Below are 16,599 nucleotides of genomic sequence, written 5' to 3'. Positions count from 1 at the left end.
TCGGATGGGCGATCGCACTTCCCAAACCTACTAGCTATCAAGCATAACTTGACATCTATCGCTAGGAAGAGGTTAAAATTATAACCGCAATAGGAAATGATTATCCTGCAAAAGTTAACTAATCTGGCTTTGATAGTTTTAGGGATCTGGGTATGAAATGGGGGTTCTTTGTCCGAGTGCTGACGGGGTGTGCCATAGTCCTCGTCTCAACTGCTACCAATTAGATTGTTATGCTTAGTTTGTGTACGATCGTCAAAAACGAAGAAACATCCCTACCCACCTGTCTCAGCAGCGTTAAGGATGCGGTAGATGAGATGATAGTGCTGGATACCGGGTCTACGGATAGAACCCCCGAAATTGCCAAGCAGTTTGGCGCGAGGGTTTATCATTTTGAATGGCGCGATGATTTCGCAGCTGCTAGAAATGAGGCGCTGAAATACGTGGAGGGGGACTGGATTTTAGTGTTGGATGCGGATGAGGTGCTGACGCCGCAAATTGTACCGCAGTTAAAACAAGCAATCCTTCAACCTGGCAATTTGGTTGTTAACTTGGTGCGACAAGAAGTAGGCGCAATCGGGTCGCCTTATTCTTTGGTTTCCCGCTTATTTCGCAATCATCCGGCGATTCGTTTTTCGCGTCCTTATCATGCGATGGTGGATGATAGCGTTGTGCAATTGTTGCAGCGAGAACCGCAATGGCAGGTGGGTTATTTGCCGGATGTAGCTATTTTACATTACGGCTATCAACCGGAGGCGATCGCATCGAAAAATAAATTCCAAAAAGCACAGGCGGCGATGGAAAGTTATCTGGCAAAACATCCAGATGATGCCTATGTGTGTAGCAAACTGGGAGCATTATACGTGCAAGCTGGCGATATTGCGCGGGGAGTCGAACTCCTGAAACGCGGTTTAGATGCAAAATCAATTGATGATTTGGTGCTGTACGAACTTCACTACCACTTGGGCATTGCTTACGAGCATTTGCAACAATTAAGTTTAGCTAAATACCATTATCAAGCTGCCACTCAAGTACCGATATTCCCGAAGTTAAAATTAGCAGCTTACAATAATTTGGGTAATGTACTCAAGGATAATTCTAAGCTTCAGGCGGCTAAAACTGCATACGAAACTGCGTTACAAATCGATCCTAATTTTGCTCCCGGTTACTACAATTTGGGGATGACATTAAAAGTGTTGGGGCGTTTGGAGGATGCGATCGCAGCTTACCAAAAGGCCATAAATTTGAATCCAGATTATGCAGAAGCTTACCAAAATTTAGGTGTTGTTCTCCTGAAAGTTGGCTATGTGCAAGAAAGTTTGTCAGCGTTTGCCAGAGCGATCGCGCTTCACGAACAGCATAACCCATCGGAAGCGCAACGACTTCGCCAAGGTTTGAGAGAAATGGGCTTTAACGTTTAACATACCGATCGCAAAGCCCACAACTGGGAACAGCAAGCCCTAAGTAACGATCGTTACTTCCCCAGTATCGAGATCGTAACGACCTCCTACAACTTTTAGTTTACCTTCTCGAACCATTTGAGCCAGCATCACTGAGCTTTCTAGCAAGGATTTTACTTGAAATTGAACATTAGCTACGACTGTATTTTCAACTAAATTACCTGGTTTGTTTCTGACGCTTTCGACTGCTGGCTTGATGTCCTCAACAAAAGTGCCAATTCTACCGGGGAGCGGTTCGCCTTTGACTGCGGCTGATACTGCACCGCATCTTTCATGACCCAAGATCATGATTAATTGAACGCCCAATTCTACAACAGAGAATTCCAGACTGCCTATAACGTAAGGACTTATGACATTACCAGCTATGCGGACTACAAATAAATCCCCAAGACCTCGATCTGTAATAATTTCCGCAGGTACTCGCGAATCGGCGCAACTGAGGATAGTCGCAAAGGGATGCTGAGCGGTGGCGACTGACCTCAAACGTCCCCGCGATTGGTCGGGATATTCTCGCTTGTCCTGCACAAACCTTTTATTCCCATCCAGCAATTTTTTCAAAGCTTCATCGCCACTAACTGGTTTAAAATCTGTTGGCTCTCCTTGTGCGACCGCCAATTGTGAATTGACAGCTTTCTGTCTGCTCCACAGTACTGCGCCAGTAGCAGCAACACCAACCCCTCCAATCCCTGCCAGTTTCAACAGATGGCGACGGCCAAGATATCCATTTATTCGAGTCATAAGTGTGTTTGACTGCAATTTTCTTCCTCCTTTAGGAGGATGTTCATTATATAAAATTACCATCTATATCTAAAGATTGAATTTTAAAGATCGCAAAACTTAAGATATAGTACAAGAATAAGGCCAGACGCGAGTGCGCGGGTATGGCCTACTCGCCTTGCTTGCCGAAGGATATCGCTGTACTATCATCAGAACTATGCAAGTGCCATATCTCGCAGGCATTTTCATTTACCCGATTAAATCTCTCGACGCAGTATCGGTTACTCAAGCAACCGTTCTTGCCAGCGGAGCTTTAGAGCAAGATCGAGAGTTTGCTATTATCGATGCAAAAGGTCGATTTGTCAATGGCAAGAATAATGCCAAAGTACATTTGTTGCGATCGTCCTGGGATGAAGCAGCAAACACCGTCTCCCTACAAATACAAGGTCAAGCAGAAAAACGAACATTTCATTTAGAACAAGAAGGCAAGGAATTACAAGCTTGGTTAAGTGACTTTTTCGGTTTTCCAGTTCAAATAACTAGAAACTCCCTCACCGGTTTTCCAGACGATCTAATTGCATCGGGGCCAACAGTTATTAGTACTGCTACTGTGGAAACAGTTGCATCTTGGTTTCCGGGAATTAGTGTAGATGAAATGCGACTGCGCTTGCGAGCTAACCTGGAAATTGGCGGAGTACCTCCGTTTTGGGAAGACCGACTGTTTGCAAATGTCGAAGAAGTTGTGCGATTTCAAATAGGAGAAGTGTTGTTAGAGGGAATTAACCCTTGCCAACGCTGTATTGTTCCGACCAGACACTCCCGTACTGGAGAAAGTTATGCGAATTTCCAAAAAGTATTTTTGCAAAAGCGGCGAGAAACTTTGCCATCTTGGGTAAATTCATCGCGTTTCAATCATTTTTATCGCCTGAGTGTGAATACGAAAGTGCCAAGATCGGAAGCGGGAAAGATTTTACATATTGGAGATGAAATTAAGTGCTTGTCAACTGAGCATATGTCATAGGCGCTCTCCTATCGCTGGAGGTAATTTCAAATTTCTGATTTCCCAGCGCACTTTTTCAATTTGCCATCTGAAATTATGTGCATTCAATCGGTAATAATCTCGGTAATACTGGATCTATGACTGTAATAAACTCGGATCGGGCGATCGATACCTTTAAAACGATATTCTCCCATATCGTCTAAAGCTATACGTTGAGATGGCCGCAACATATTATAAGTTGTTTCGCTCACCACACATTTACCGATCGGACAAATTGCTTCCATTCGAGATGCCAAGTTAATAGTTGCTCCCAACACCGTATAATCTACTCTTTGAGAACTACCTACATCTCCCACTACAGCTTTACCTGTATTAATAGCAATTCGCAATTGTAGCGGTTCGCGCAAGGCTTTTTTGGCATTAAGATTATCCAGGCGATCGAGCATTCCTTTGGCAGCGGCAAAAGCTCTGTCTGCATGATCTGGCTGAGGTTCAGGAGCCCCAAAAAAGGCCATTATGCAATCTCCAATAAATTTATCGAGCGTTCCACCTGCTGTAAAAACTTCCTGCAACATTTCCTCAAAGAAACTGTTAAGCAAATTAGCAATTTCCGCTGGGCTCAAACGTTCTGAAAGAGCGGTGAAGCCAACGATATCGGCAAATAAAATACTGATCTCGCTTTCTTTAGGCAGAAGACGACTGTTTTCCAAAGTGCCTGCCATCATCATTTGTTGCACAACTGCCGGAGAGTGATAGCGTTCCAATCTGTGCCGAATCTTTTCTTCGTTTCTGAGTTTGCGGGTAAGCAGCCAACGTTGCACGCTCGCAGCTACTAGATTTGCTAATGTGGAAAAAAAGCTGATATCTTCCTCGCTTCCCTGATGAGAATCGTGCAAACAAACGTGCCCGTCGGCATAAAGAACTCCCACAACTTTATCTTCATCCCAAAGAGGCACAGCCATGACGTTATGGATGCCTTTATCGATGATGCTTTGTTCGCTATCAAATCGGTTGTCTTTTTGGGCATCAGCCGTTTGAATAGCTACTTTTTCATTAAAGACTTTTTGACAGATGGTGCGACTAATCCAACTTCCATCCGGTTTCAAATATTTTTGATCGTATACGTCTCTGGCAGCACCTTTGAGCAATTCAAGTTTTCCCGAACCATTAATATCAATTAATAAAGCTAAGCGCTCAATCTTGTCAAGGTAACGAAAAACGACTGCCTGCGCTGCTTTAAAAATTGCCTCTATAGATACAGCAGAATTTAAACCTTGGGCTATATCTAACAAATCTTTGAGACGGGAAATAGTTATCTCTTGACGATCGGCTTCATCGCCGCGATCGTCAGCTTGTATCCACTGCTGTCGTAAGTCTTGAACATTCCGAAAAATGGTCATTCCTACGACTTGAGTATCCATATCATCATTGTTGATTTTCAATGAGTCGTCATAGAATAGTGCGCTCAGATAAACGCTGCCTAACTGAATCACATCACCGTGCTTCAATATTTGAGGAGATTCAACCAATTGTTCGTTCACTACGGTACCGTTTCGGCTACCCATGTCTTCAATAAACCACACTCCCTCTGGTTTCTTAAAAATGCGAGCATGATATCGGGAAATGCCAAAATAAGGTAAGTGCCAATCGCAGTCGATCGCCCGACCTAAAGTAAAAATATCCCGGCTAACGATGATGGTTTTTTCTATATGTTGTTCGATGTATAGGTGCAGTTTAAGCTCAATCATTAATACCACCTGTTTTTGTTGGCAAAATATTTTCAATAGATACCCTGACGATCTTTAATAAGTTGGCCCAGGCTATGCGATCGCGTATATTTGCAGGCGAGCGCCTTTAGTTAGTACCACCATAACCGCATCGATCGCAAAATTGGTATCCATAAGACAATTGTGAAGAAGAAACAGGCCAAAACCTACTTCGATCCTAATTCACGCATAGGAGCGATCGCTCAGCATGAAACAATCCTAGATATTTCCTTTACCAAACTCAACTGCATTTGTCAGCGATCGAGATGTAGCCTTGGGATCGGGCGGTTGTTGCAGAAGTCGCTCGGCTGAAATTGTGGATGCTCGTGTATATTTTGTCAGCTTATATACTGACAGAAAGTACCATTTTTTGATATAATTGTATGATTTGCTTGTTTGCTTCGCAATGCCCATTATCGCACTCGATCGCAATTATTTTTAATTCTTTTGTGGATGAATATTTAATTTGGCGGCAATTCCAGAGGAATCCCACCTAAATTTCCTTTGCGAAAATCATTTAACAACTGACGCGCAGCGCGTTCCGCATCGCCTTGATATCGTTCGTTTGCCAAAGTCAACAAATAATCCTCACCAGTTACATTTGTAGCGTCTAAACCGTAACGAGATTCTAAAATAGATCTGGGCAACAAATTACCAGATGTATCTTGCAAATATCCAATTAAATCGACTAACTCAGCGGCTACCAACTGATTGTCGTAAGACGCTTCACCAATATCATCGCAAATAGCTAACTTAATTGCCGCTTCGCGATCGTCCAACTTGGCAGGAATCACGCCTGGTGCATCCAGCAATTCTATTCGATCGGAAATTTTGACCCAGCGCAGTTGGCGGGTCACACCGGGACGTGCGGCACTTTCCACCGCTCGGCGTCCCAACAAACGGTTAATCAGCGCTGACTTGCCCACATTAGGAAAGCCGATAACTACAGCGCGAACCGGACGGGGAAGCATACCGCGATCGCGCCTTTTTTTATTCACCTCCACCCCAGCTGCTTGGGCCGCCTTCACCACCGCTACTGTACCCTTACCGTGTTGTGCATCGGTAAAATAAGGCACTTCCCCTTGCGCCACAAACCACGACTCCCACAACTTCTGCACTTGCGGAGAAATCATATCCATGCGGTTGAGAACCAAAACCCGCGTTTTGCTACCAGTCCACTGAGAAACTTGGGGATGCTGCGTAGCTAGGGGAATGCGAACATCGCGCACTTCCAGCACCACATCCACAAGTTTGAGTTGTTCCTTGAGTGCTTTTTCAGCTTTGGCAATGTGACCGGGATACCATTGAATGGGAGGAGTAGTCATTAGTTATTAGCCATTAGCTATTAGTTAGCCAGAGAAACAGAAGCTTTTACTGGTTCGATTTGGGATTCTGCCACCTCTACAGTAATTGTTTCCACATTAAAACCTTCCAAGCTATAACCGTCTTCTTCACTTTCTGGCATAAGGTAATGTTCGACAATTGTTGCTAGATCGCCTTTTTTCAGACCGTACTTAGGGATATCCTCGCGCAATACTACCTCTGTAAATAAATTGAATTTCATAGCTGGCAATTTATAAGCCGTAAAACCATCAAAAACCGGGTTTCTTAGGGTAAAAAGTCCGAATATAAGTAGTAGAGCAGGAGAAACCCGGTTTCTAACCCCACCCAAACTTAATAATTACTCTAAGGGACAATCAAAACTGGACAGGGAGACAGATTGATCACCCGATTGGTTACGCTGTCGGACATTCCTTCTTCGGTCAAACCGAGACCGCGACAACCCATCACGATTAAATCCGCGTCAACTTCGTCAGCTACATCACAGATAGTGAAGGCAGGCTTACCCTCGCGTTCTATAGCTTCAGCGGAAATTCCTCGCTCGGCAAATAGGGACTTGGCAGTTTCCAGCAGTTGTGCTACTGCTTCTGGGGAAGTCATGGCATCTGCGTTAGCAGACTCCCCCTCTTCTGGTGGGGGTTCTAGAACGGACAGCAAGATCAGACGACTGCCGTACTTTTTCACCACATCGACAACCACATCAGCCGCTTCGCGGGCTTCGCGACTTCGATCGACTGGAAACAAAACTGTATTAAACATTTACGCACCTCTCGATCCCCGACTCTTTTGACACTCACCGCACTTTTAGGCCGGTGATTCTTCGTTCATAGACCCGACTTGCAAGAGACAGGATTGCTCCAGCCAGAGTAGAGGTCGAATCTCCTGAAGCGTTCGGATCTAAGATCCAAGTTCCGGTATGCCCTACCGTACTCAAGCGTCATTTCAGGATATTGATAGCGGCATTCCAATCTCTATCCAGAACAAATCCGCACTTACAACTATGGGTTCTTGTTGATAGAGATTTCTTGACCGTTGCACCACAGTTAGAACATTCTTGGGAAGTATAGGCGGGATTGACTGCCACTGTTATCCTACCAAATTTCAGCCCGAAATACTCTAACCATTTTCTGAATTCATACCAACCAGCATCATTAATAGATTTGGCCAGACAATGATTTTTGACTAAGTTCTTAACCCTCAAATCTTCATAGGCTACCAAATTGCTAGATTGGATTACGCAACGCGCCACTCTCTTGACGTGTTCTTGACGTTGCCTACTTATTTTGAGGTGTACTCGCCCTAATTTATTAATAGCTTTCTTGCGGTTAGTAGAGCCCCTAACTCTTTTTATCTGTTCTATTTGGTAGAAGTTTAAATCCCATTTCCCTTTTAGTTTTAACTTGCCAATCCCTTTCTTGTCGGTAAAAGTTATTTGTTTTCGGCTTGATGACAACTTCCATCCTGAAGTTTTGTATTCTACTGAACGGTTGTTCTTTTTGAATTTTGGATAACCAATATTTCCTGGAATACCTTTTTTGCAGTTGTCGTAGAACCGCGCTATAGAGCTATATGCTCTCTCGATCGCAGCTTGGCAAGCACTAGAATTCAAAGCTTTCACAAAGGAGAAATCTTCTCGCAGTGTTTTACTAAGACGGTACAACTCTTTTTGCCCCACATCTCGATTATCCATCCAAAAACGAATACTCTTGTTGCGAACAAACTGAGCGGTTCTCATCGCCTCGTCAACTGCATTGTATTGAGTTGTTTTCCCTTGAGCCTTGAATTCTAAAACGATCATTTACGTGGAAAACTTCTACGCAAAATAATATAACATAAAAGCCGTCCTAGAAAGACGGGGTTAACAACCCATTTTTCGGTAAAATGTGGACGGCGTAGATAGAACGGACGACCGGTGGCACGCTGATTCCGTGAAAAAAGTGATTAGGAGGTTTTTTCGGTGTCCAAAAAAACTGTAGCAAATTTGTCGTCGTCAGACTTAGCTGGCAAACGGGTTTTGGTGCGGGCTGATTTTAACGTACCGGTGGATGAGGCAGGCAACATCACCGACGATACGCGCATCCGCGCTGCTTTGCCGACCATCCAGGATTTGACCGGAAAGGGAGCTAAAGTAATTCTATCGAGCCACTTTGGCCGTCCCAAGGGAGTGGATGAAAAGCAGCGCCTCACCCCAGTTGCCAAGCGCCTGTCGGAGTTGCTGGGAAAAGAAGTGAAAAAGCCCAGCGATTGTATCGGTGATGAAGTTGCTGCTACAGTCGCCGAAATGCAAAACGGGGATGTCATTCTGCTGGAGAATGTCCGCTTCCACAAAGAAGAGGAGAAAAACGACCCGGAATTTGCCAAACAATTGGCTGCGAATGCAGATTTATACGTTAACGATGCGTTTGGGACAGCCCACCGCGCTCACGCTTCTACGGAAGGCGTTACCAAGTACCTCAAGCCTTCTGTGGCTGGGTATTTGATCGAGAAGGAACTGCAATATCTGCAAAGTGCGATCGAAAATCCCCAGCGTCCTTTAGCTGCCATTATCGGCGGTTCTAAGGTTTCCAGCAAAATCGGTGTGATCGAAACGCTACTGGAAAAGTGCGATAAGTTGATCATCGGTGGCGGGATGATCTTCACATTCTACAAAGCTCGCGGTCTGAGCGTGGGTAAGTCCTTGGTGGAAGAAGATAAGCTGGAACTGGCGAAGACTCTGGAAGCTAAGGCGAAAGAACGCGGCGTGCAGTTGCTGTTACCTACCGATGTGGTAGTTGCAGATAAATTCGCCGCCGATGCTGAATCTCAAACTGTCAGCATTGAAAATATCCCCGATGGTTGGATGGGTTTGGATATTGGCCCCGACTCTGTGAAAGTGTTCCAAGATGCGCTGGCTGATTGCAAGACGGTGATTTGGAATGGCCCGATGGGCGTGTTTGAGTTCGATAAGTTTGCCGTAGGTACGGAAGCGATCGCTCACTCTCTCGCCGATCTTACCAAGAAAGGCGCTGTCACCATTATCGGCGGTGGCGACTCCGTAGCTGCGGTGGAAAAAGTCGGTGTCGCAGACCAAATGAGCCACATTTCTACTGGCGGCGGCGCTAGCTTGGAATTGCTCGAAGGTAAGGTATTACCCGGTATTGCCGCACTCGATGAAGCCTAATTTCTCTTAGCAGTAGGGTGGGCATTGCCCACCTTACATTTGTCACTCGATTTTGGATTTTGGATTTTGGATTGGCTTAGATTAAACCGATCGCACTCAACTTTAATATAAAGGAACTTTTTTCCCCATAAATCCCAAAGATATTAGTTTGTAGAAGATATAAACTATTATGATAAAAACATCTAGATTGAAAAAATGGCTGAAGCGATCGCGTCGTCGCTTGTATGAGTTTTGGGGGAGCGATCGCTATTCCAGACCTGCTAGTTCTGGTATCGACAGCAAACTAGAAAAGTATCTTCCCAATCGAGGCTTTTTTATCGAAGTTGGCGCTAATGATGGCTTTTCTCAAAGCAATACGTATTATTTAGAACGCTTAAAAGGTTGGACAGGTATTTTAATTGAACCTATTCCCGAACTTTATCGAGAATGCGTGCGAGAGCGTCCGAATTCAAAAGTTTTCAATTGCGCTTTGGTAGCTCACGATTACCCTTCAGCTACTATCGAAATGAGCTACGGGCATTTGATGTCTTTAGTCAAAGGATCTTTCCATTCTTCCCAAGCAGAAGCAGGTCATTTAGAAAAAGCTAAAGAATATTACGATATCGAACCTTTTGTAATTGAAGTTCCTGCAAGAACACTGACATCCATACTCGACGAACTAAAGGTTACAGAAATAAATTTTTTCTCTTTGGATGTAGAAGGTTTTGAATTAAATGTATTGCAAGGTTTGGAATTCAGTAAATATCAACCTAAATATATGTTAATTGAATTTTTAAACGTACAATCGCGAGAAGCAATAGAAGCATATATATCTAAATCATACGAATATGTTGAAAAAATATCTAAAAATGATTACCTCTACAGAAATAAACGATGATATGGTAAGAGTTGATATACTACTTTGTAATAGTAAAGTTGTATATCAACCGTTCTCGTAAGTGAGGGGATTCTTAATTACTGAAACCGTTCGGCTGAGCGCTCACGACGAAGCCCTTGATTCTAGTTTCTTCTTCCCTGTTTTCCCTCTTCCTTCTCCCTCTTCCCCCGACGCCCTATCCCCTAACCCCTAGCCCTAGCTATTACCAAATGTTGTGGCGCAAATTACTAGCATTACCAGTTTTTCTCGCTGTCATTGGCAGCACAGTTAAAGCATCTGCTATTCCGGCTGAAGTTTTTACACCCTACTTAAATGAGATCGGCAATAGTTTACCACCCGGTTGGGTAATGCGCTTGCCCTCACGAATTTTACTGGGTGGCCCCGCTGACGAAGAATTTATCAGCCAATTGATTGTCCGCGTTTTTCCCTCCACTACTCCACCCGGTTTAACTGTTAGCTTGTTTAGCTGTACTTCCGGAGGTTATCCCTGCTTAGTCGGCAGCTTTTCGGTAGATAGCCAAACTTCTGCGAACGCACAGCGAGAATTCCGAAAACATCTCGCGGCAGCGCAAGCAGTCACGCTGGCAAGGGGAATTCAGGGATATTTGCTGGAAGGGCAAAAACAAAACCCGCCGAATATGTTTTCATCGGTAATGTGGCAACAAGACGGCATGATTTACACTGTTAGCTTTTTGACTGAAGAACGCCAAAATATTCTGTTTATGGCTTATTCAATGGCAAATCAAGCACCGCTGCGTTGATTAAAGTCAAAAGTCAAAAGTCAAAAGAAAGGGGTTAGGGCGTCGGGGCTAGGGGCTAGGGAAGAGGGAAGAGGGAGAACGGGAGAGGGAGAGGGAAGAATTTTGAATGATTGACTTTTGACTTTTGACTTTTGACTCCCCCGCTCGGCATTTGTACTCAACTGGTTTGCCGAAGCGATCGCATAAACTAGCTTATAGGTTGGTTTCGCATTGAGGAAACTATCTATGCTGACTGTTGCACAAGCGCGACCAAACGAACGCGCCAAGTTTATCCAACAAACCTACACGCATCTAGCGGGGGCAGTTGGTGCATTTATTGTTGTCGAATTTTTGCTGTTTCAGACTGGCATTGCTGGAGTATTGTTCCGTTTTGTAGCTGCCAGTCGATTTAGCTGGTTAGCGTTTCTGGGAGCGTTTGCGCTGCTGGGCTGGCTATCGAGGGAATTGGCTGCGAAGGCAGATTCGGTGGAAACCCAGTATACCGGTTTGGGGATTTATGTAGTCGCAGAAGCACTGATATTTGCTCCCCTGCTGTACATTGCTGCCTTTTTTTCGAGCCCTGACGTGATTCCGACAGCGGCTATCCTGACCCTGTTCCTATTTGGCGGTTTGACTACCGTTGCATTCACGACGCGCCAGGATTTTACCTTCTTAGGCGGCATTCTCAAAATCGCTGCTTTTGTCGCCTTGGGTCTAATTCTTTGCAGCATCATGTTTGGCTTCACGTTAGGGCTGTTTTTCTCGGTGGCAATGGTAGTATTTGCCTCGGCGGCAATTCTGTACGACACGTCCAATGTGATACACCACTATTCGACGCATCAGTATGTGGCGGCTTCGCTGGAACTATTTGCTTCTGTAGCTTTGTTGTTCTGGTATGTGCTGCAAATTGTGATGTCATTGTCTCGCCGCTAAAACAATGGTGCTTTGATTTTTAATAATTAAAAACCAAAAAGCGCTCTCGTTAAAAGGAGAGCGCTTTTTTTGCGTCTCTTTCGGATTTATCAAATTTTATACACACTCAATTTGACTTGCCACTGCTGCTACTAACACTGCTGGTTCAACTGGCTTAGGCAGGTGAAGCTGAAAGCCTGCATTTAATAATTGCCGACAGTCTTCTTCTCTAGCGTAAGCGGTGAGTGCGATCGCAGGAATAGTACTAACTTGCTCTAATTCGATCTGCCGCACTTGACGGATGAGCGCGTAGCCATCCTGCTCTGGCATCCCAACATCGCTAATTAAGATATCAGGCTGTGACTGTTGAATCACCTGCAAGGCTTCATGCACCGAAGCCGCTGCCCTGACGGAAGCGCCAGCACGCTCCAGCACGACAGTCAACAGTTCGCGGGTATCTGCTTCATCATCGACGACCAGTACAGATACATTGCTCAAGCTTGGATGTAAGTCGAATGCAGGGGCTTCCTCAGCTATCGAAGGCTGTTGTCCCGCTTCACTTGGCAGAATGCAAACTGCCATCAGGGGTAGCTGCACCGTAAATGTGGCTCCTAGTCCTTCGCCTGGGCTGCTTGCTTCCACTGTTCCCCCGTGCATTTCTACCAATTGCCGCACAATGGCAAGTCCTAATCCCAATCCACCATGATGCCTTGTAGTTGCTCGTTCTGCCTGACGAAAGCGGTCAAAGACGAAAGGTAGAAAATTTGGATGAATACCTTGACCGGTGTCACTGACTGTAATGACGGCGTTGGAGGAAATGCGCTCTAGCCGAACTTCAATTTGTCCATTTCTGGGAGTAAACTTAATGGCATTGGAGAGTAAATTCCAAACGATCTGCTGTAAGCGATCGCTATCTCCTGACACTAAACTGGCTGATTCATCCAGATCTGTCCGAATCTCGATGTTTTTCGCTGTGACGGCAAGCTGCACGCAATCAATAGCTGCCCGAATCACAGAAACTAAATTGACGGGGCGGATATTGAAATGAAGTTTACCTCGAACAATGCGAGAGATGTCTAGCAGATCTTCAATCAGTGTTACCTGCGTTCTGGCATTCCGCTCGATCGTCTCTAATGCGCGAGCGACGATCGTGTCATTTAACTGCCGACCGCGAAGGATCTGCGCCCAACCCAAAATAGCATTTAATGGGGTGCGGAGTTCGTGGGAGACGATCGCCAAAAATTCATCTTTGAGGGTATTTGCTTGGTTGAGGGATTCTGCTTGCTGTCGCAGTTCCTTCTCTAGCTGCTTCCGCTGGGCAATTTCTGCTTGCAAGGCTTGGTTGGTAATTTCAGCCAGTTTTGCCCGCAATTGCGCTTCTTCCAGTTGCTTCCGTTCGCTGATGTCCCGCACTAGCCAGCGTAGCCCCACGATCGCACCTGTCTGGTCAAATACCCTAGTCACAGTTAATGCAGCATCAAAAGGTACTGCACCGCGAGGCTGTAACTGGATAATCCACTCTTGAAGTCGTTCAACTTGATGCAATCGGTTGAGTTCGTTGCGGAAAGCTCGACGTTGAGGTTCGGGAACAAATACGATTAAAGGCTTGCCAACCAAGTGCTTTTGCGACACCTTGAGCAACAGACTAGCAGCATGATTGGCTTGCTGAATTTTGCCTTCTGTGTCAGTAATCAAGTAGCTATCAGGAGCAAATTCAAATAACTCCCGGTAGCGCTGCCGTTCTAGTTCTAGAGACGTATGAGCCTCCAGCAATTCCTGATTTTGCTCGTGCAATACTTCTTGAGATACCCGCAGTTCTTCTAGAGAAACACCCAGTTCTTCCAATGCTTGGGGCAGCAGTTCTGGGTGTTGCGATGGATTGGAATGAGCGTAGTTTAATAGGTTACTCACTCGCTCACCCAACGCTCTCATTTGTTGGCTCAACCACTCACCGTTCACATTCATTCTTCCAATCGTACTATTTCCAAATTAGTACGAATTTTTCTGCTGGCATCCCTCCTGAGATTTGTTCGATCGATGAATCACGCAAACAAACCAAACTGGCTTGTGCGAACAATATAACTGGACAGGATATTATCTGTCTTCCGGTTCTAAAAAACCATAGAGAATTTCATCAGGTTCATCGTCTGGAAAGTCATCATCATTATAATCGGTTGGTTGTGACTTTTGAACATTTTGCGGTAAGTTAACTGATGGTGGATAAGAAATGGTAATTATGGAAGCTGCTGCTTGCAATTTTTCCTGTAAGTTTTTAACTGTTGTGTTTAATTGAGTTACCTCTTTTTGCAGTGTTGGCATTTCTTTTTCCAAGGCTAAAAGGCGATTGTCAACTGTCTGGATATCTTCACCTAAGTATTGCGCGATCGCTTCGTAAATGATTTGCGCGGACTGCTTTTTTCTTTGTGCTGCTATTTGCTCGATTTGACGCTTCCAGTCTTGAGGAATCTGACAACTTACCATTACCTCTTCTGTCATCATTAACGCTCCCAATATTAATTATTAAACAGGAGCATAATTTGATTGGTTTACACAGATATTTTTTGGTAAACCAACAATATGAAATCTTTGCTCTGTTCCAAGGCAAGTATAACCCTTAATTAAACATCTTTTCTTAGCAGTTTGGATATTTCTGCATGGCGCATAGCAATATCGGGATTGCGTTGAATGGCGCTATGATAACGCTTCTGTAAGCTCGTTCCCGCTTCTGATGGCGTTAACAGATTTCGGGCTTCTTCTAGAAGTTCGTTAGCTTGGCTCAAGGTTACGGGTTCTTTGGCGCTGAGGGTTTCATCGATTTGGACGATAAATTGAGAAAATGAGCGCAACCAGCTAAACCATTCATGCTCTATGACTAAACGGAAAAACTCTCCTTTTGATTGAATTCTGCCGTAGAACTGCTCATAAACGATCCGCTCAGATTCTAGCAATTCTTTGTGCAGACGAAGTAGAGCAGCCCTTACCGAGCGCAGTTGTTGGAGTGTCAAGTCTAGAGATGAATTGTTGGCTTCCATCTCAGATGCGGCAAGGGGACTCCCGTTATACCCGATAGGGTTAGCGGTCGGGGAATTGCCGCCAGCATTAAAATTGAGCGTGAGCGAATCCTTGTTTTCAGGGTTGTTGATATTCATAGCCGTCAGCCTTATGAATGGTTTTCAAGTATTTGGGGTGTACATCAAACTTTTGAGTGGGTAGTTGAAGAACAAAGCTTGGTCTAAAACGGATAGCAATGCGACCTATATATTTCCCTGTATACTTCCCCGACAAAATATCAGCCTTAACAATGTCGCCAGTTTGAAATCCTTGGAAAAACTTAGCTTTTGGAGCATGAGCCTTGGGAAATCCGTATTTATCGGGACGACAACGTTGACGAGTTCCTTGTCCTTTAGCTTTAACAATTAAAGGTTTAACACCTTTTAGTAATAGTTTTTCAGGAGTAGATTCGCCAACACAAGCCGCATCAGTCCAATGAGACTTTTCAATCCCTCTAGTCTTGCGATTAAACTTTGTCCGACCTCCAGAAGCTGCCTCTAGAGGCAACCCAGTTGTTTGAAGCCTTCTATATAATTCCCATCGGGTAGCATTAACTGCTGCTGCATCTTTAAGGGGTGCTTTTGCTTGAGCTAAAACTCGTTTGAGAACTTCGGGTTTCTTCTGAAGAAACTCCTCAATAGATTTATTCCCCTTGGCTTGGTTGCAAGTGTGACAGCTAAGGCAGAGGTTACTAACTCGATTAGACCCACCTTTGCTTTTGGCAAGGATATGTTCAATCTCCAAGGGAACATTTTCAACACTGCAATAAGCACACTTTCTGCCCCATTTTTGAAGTAAATATTCCTTAACTTCAAAACCAAATAGTTCACCTCGCTGGTACTCTACCCCGCTAATTTCAGGATTCTGTATTTGCTGCAAATCAAACCGGACTAACTCTTGAGAAATTGCGGTGACTGAGCCAAGTTTCGTGATTCGTCTAACCCAGGTTTCAATGTTGGCGATGCGACTCTCAAGAGATGGTGGTAGCCATCCCTGTTTGCGGGTTCTGTTTAAGAAACGAGGCTTGCGGTAACGGGTTTTACGGTTACGACGACCTCTTCTTAAAAACCGCCTAGATTCAAGTGCATCTTTAATCTGTTGTCCTCGATGGGTGATTTCCAAAGCATTTGTTACTCTGCCAATCTCTTCTTGAACAACAGCGATGCCAGTCACTTTAGAGCCTGGATCGATTTTGATTCGATGGGAATGAGTAACAGAATTTTCTGCGGTTCTATCCTGCACAACAATGGTGAAAGGATAGCGTCGAAAGACTTTAGCCCTACATTTTTTGAGTAGCTCTCTTGCCCTTGCTGGATGGCATGGGTCAAGAGGCTTGAGGTTTTTATCTAGAACAAATACTCGCATTACTTTGAGTCTCTCATTGCTGGTAAAGTTTGCCTCGACAAGGTTACTTGAACTTTTTAGGTACAACTCACTGGCTTAACTCGCTACACCTGTTTAAAGCTGTACGAAAGAGCTACAAACTGGCACGCATTCGTAGGTTTCATAATCCAAGTAACGTAGTTCCGTAGAACTGAGTCTGGTCAACTAGAGCTTTTGCAAGCTCCCGCTATAGTT

The 16,599-nt window shown here is 44.7% G+C and carries 16 protein-coding genes and 1 pseudogene; 7 read left to right on the top strand and 10 right to left on the bottom strand.

Features of this window, described 5'->3' with window-relative positions:
• The first annotated feature begins 230 nt into the window (after positions 1–230).
• On the top strand, positions 231–1,418 hold the full coding sequence (locus H6G03_RS10665; RefSeq protein ID WP_190464352.1) for a glycosyltransferase: 1,188 nt from the start codon (positions 231–233) through the stop codon (positions 1,416–1,418).
• A 39-nt stretch (positions 1,419–1,457) separates the two neighbouring features.
• Here the strand turns inward: H6G03_RS10665 and H6G03_RS10660 are convergent, their stop codons facing one another.
• Complete coding sequence (locus H6G03_RS10660) at positions 1,458–2,195, bottom strand: carbonic anhydrase (RefSeq protein ID WP_190464351.1); 738 nt, start codon at positions 2,193–2,195, stop codon at positions 1,458–1,460.
• Between the two features lie 196 nt (positions 2,196–2,391).
• Between H6G03_RS10660 and H6G03_RS10655 the strand changes: the two genes are divergently transcribed.
• Positions 2,392–3,195 carry an MOSC domain-containing protein gene (locus H6G03_RS10655; RefSeq protein WP_190464350.1) on the top strand — a complete coding sequence of 268 codons (804 nt, stop codon included), beginning with the start codon at positions 2,392–2,394 and terminating at the stop codon, positions 3,193–3,195.
• 83 nt (positions 3,196–3,278) lie between these two features.
• On the opposite strand, the gene H6G03_RS10650 is transcribed toward H6G03_RS10655, so the two are convergent.
• Positions 3,279–4,922, bottom strand: a complete 1,644-nt coding sequence (locus tag H6G03_RS10650; RefSeq protein WP_190464349.1) for an adenylate/guanylate cyclase domain-containing protein — start codon at positions 4,920–4,922, stop codon at positions 3,279–3,281.
• Between the two features lie 162 nt (positions 4,923–5,084).
• Here H6G03_RS10650 and H6G03_RS10645 point away from each other — a divergent pair, with 162 nt between their 5' ends.
• On the top strand, positions 5,085–5,252 hold the full coding sequence (locus H6G03_RS10645; protein ID WP_190464348.1) for a hypothetical protein: 168 nt from the start codon (positions 5,085–5,087) through the stop codon (positions 5,250–5,252).
• Positions 5,253–5,401: 149 nt separating this feature from the next.
• On the opposite strand, the gene ylqF is transcribed toward H6G03_RS10645, so the two are convergent.
• The 4 genes and pseudogenes from ylqF to H6G03_RS10625 form a co-directional block, all read right to left on the bottom strand.
• Positions 5,402–6,265 carry a ribosome biogenesis GTPase YlqF gene (ylqF, locus tag H6G03_RS10640; protein WP_190464347.1) on the bottom strand — a complete coding sequence of 288 codons (864 nt, stop codon included), beginning with the start codon at positions 6,263–6,265 and terminating at the stop codon, positions 5,402–5,404.
• 20 nt (positions 6,266–6,285) lie between these two features.
• Positions 6,286–6,504 (bottom strand): DUF4926 domain-containing protein, encoded by a 219-nt coding sequence (locus H6G03_RS10635; RefSeq protein WP_190464346.1) that lies wholly within the window; start codon positions 6,502–6,504, stop codon positions 6,286–6,288.
• A gap of 122 nt (positions 6,505–6,626) precedes the next feature.
• Positions 6,627–7,040 (bottom strand): universal stress protein, encoded by a 414-nt coding sequence (locus H6G03_RS10630; RefSeq protein ID WP_190464345.1) that lies wholly within the window; start codon positions 7,038–7,040, stop codon positions 6,627–6,629.
• A 45-nt stretch (positions 7,041–7,085) separates the two neighbouring features.
• Positions 7,086–8,079, bottom strand: a pseudogene (locus H6G03_RS10625) (RNA-guided endonuclease InsQ/TnpB family protein).
• A 159-nt stretch (positions 8,080–8,238) separates the two neighbouring features.
• On the opposite strand from H6G03_RS10625, the gene H6G03_RS10620 reads away from it, so the two are divergent.
• From H6G03_RS10620 to H6G03_RS10605, 4 genes are all read left to right on the top strand, one after another.
• Positions 8,239–9,441, top strand: coding sequence for a phosphoglycerate kinase (locus H6G03_RS10620; RefSeq protein ID WP_190464344.1), 1,203 nt, complete (start codon positions 8,239–8,241; stop codon positions 9,439–9,441).
• Positions 9,442–9,610: 169 nt separating this feature from the next.
• Positions 9,611–10,318 carry an FkbM family methyltransferase gene (locus tag H6G03_RS10615; protein ID WP_190464343.1) on the top strand — a complete coding sequence of 236 codons (708 nt, stop codon included), beginning with the start codon at positions 9,611–9,613 and terminating at the stop codon, positions 10,316–10,318.
• A gap of 209 nt (positions 10,319–10,527) precedes the next feature.
• Positions 10,528–11,079 (top strand): hypothetical protein, encoded by a 552-nt coding sequence (locus tag H6G03_RS10610; RefSeq protein WP_190464342.1) that lies wholly within the window; start codon positions 10,528–10,530, stop codon positions 11,077–11,079.
• 225 nt (positions 11,080–11,304) lie between these two features.
• On the top strand, positions 11,305–11,991 hold the full coding sequence (locus H6G03_RS10605) for a Bax inhibitor-1/YccA family protein (protein WP_190464397.1): 687 nt from the start codon (positions 11,305–11,307) through the stop codon (positions 11,989–11,991).
• Between the two features lie 96 nt (positions 11,992–12,087).
• Here the strand turns inward: H6G03_RS10605 and H6G03_RS10600 are convergent, their stop codons facing one another.
• The 4 genes from H6G03_RS10600 to iscB form a co-directional block, all read right to left on the bottom strand.
• Positions 12,088–13,935 carry a hybrid sensor histidine kinase/response regulator gene (locus H6G03_RS10600; protein ID WP_190464341.1) on the bottom strand — a complete coding sequence of 616 codons (1,848 nt, stop codon included), beginning with the start codon at positions 13,933–13,935 and terminating at the stop codon, positions 12,088–12,090.
• A 129-nt stretch (positions 13,936–14,064) separates the two neighbouring features.
• Positions 14,065–14,469: a hypothetical protein gene (locus H6G03_RS10595; RefSeq protein WP_190464340.1), complete on the bottom strand. Its 405-nt coding sequence runs from the start codon at positions 14,467–14,469 to the stop codon at positions 14,065–14,067.
• Between the two features lie 119 nt (positions 14,470–14,588).
• Positions 14,589–15,002: a hypothetical protein gene (locus H6G03_RS10590; RefSeq protein ID WP_190464396.1), complete on the bottom strand. Its 414-nt coding sequence runs from the start codon at positions 15,000–15,002 to the stop codon at positions 14,589–14,591.
• Positions 15,003–15,099: 97 nt separating this feature from the next.
• The gene (gene iscB, locus H6G03_RS10585) at positions 15,100–16,386 is read right to left on the bottom strand and encodes an RNA-guided endonuclease IscB (protein WP_190464339.1); all 1,287 of its coding nucleotides are present in this window, start codon (positions 16,384–16,386) and stop codon (positions 15,100–15,102) included.
• Positions 16,387–16,599 lie beyond the last annotated feature (213 nt).

The sequence above is a fragment of the Aerosakkonema funiforme FACHB-1375 genome, assembly GCF_014696265.1.
In the GTDB taxonomy this organism is placed as follows: Bacteria; Cyanobacteriota; Cyanobacteriia; order Cyanobacteriales; family Aerosakkonemataceae; genus Aerosakkonema; species Aerosakkonema funiforme_A.
The sequence above is the reverse complement of the archived record's forward strand: the minus strand, read 5'-3'. Positions and strand labels throughout refer to the sequence as shown.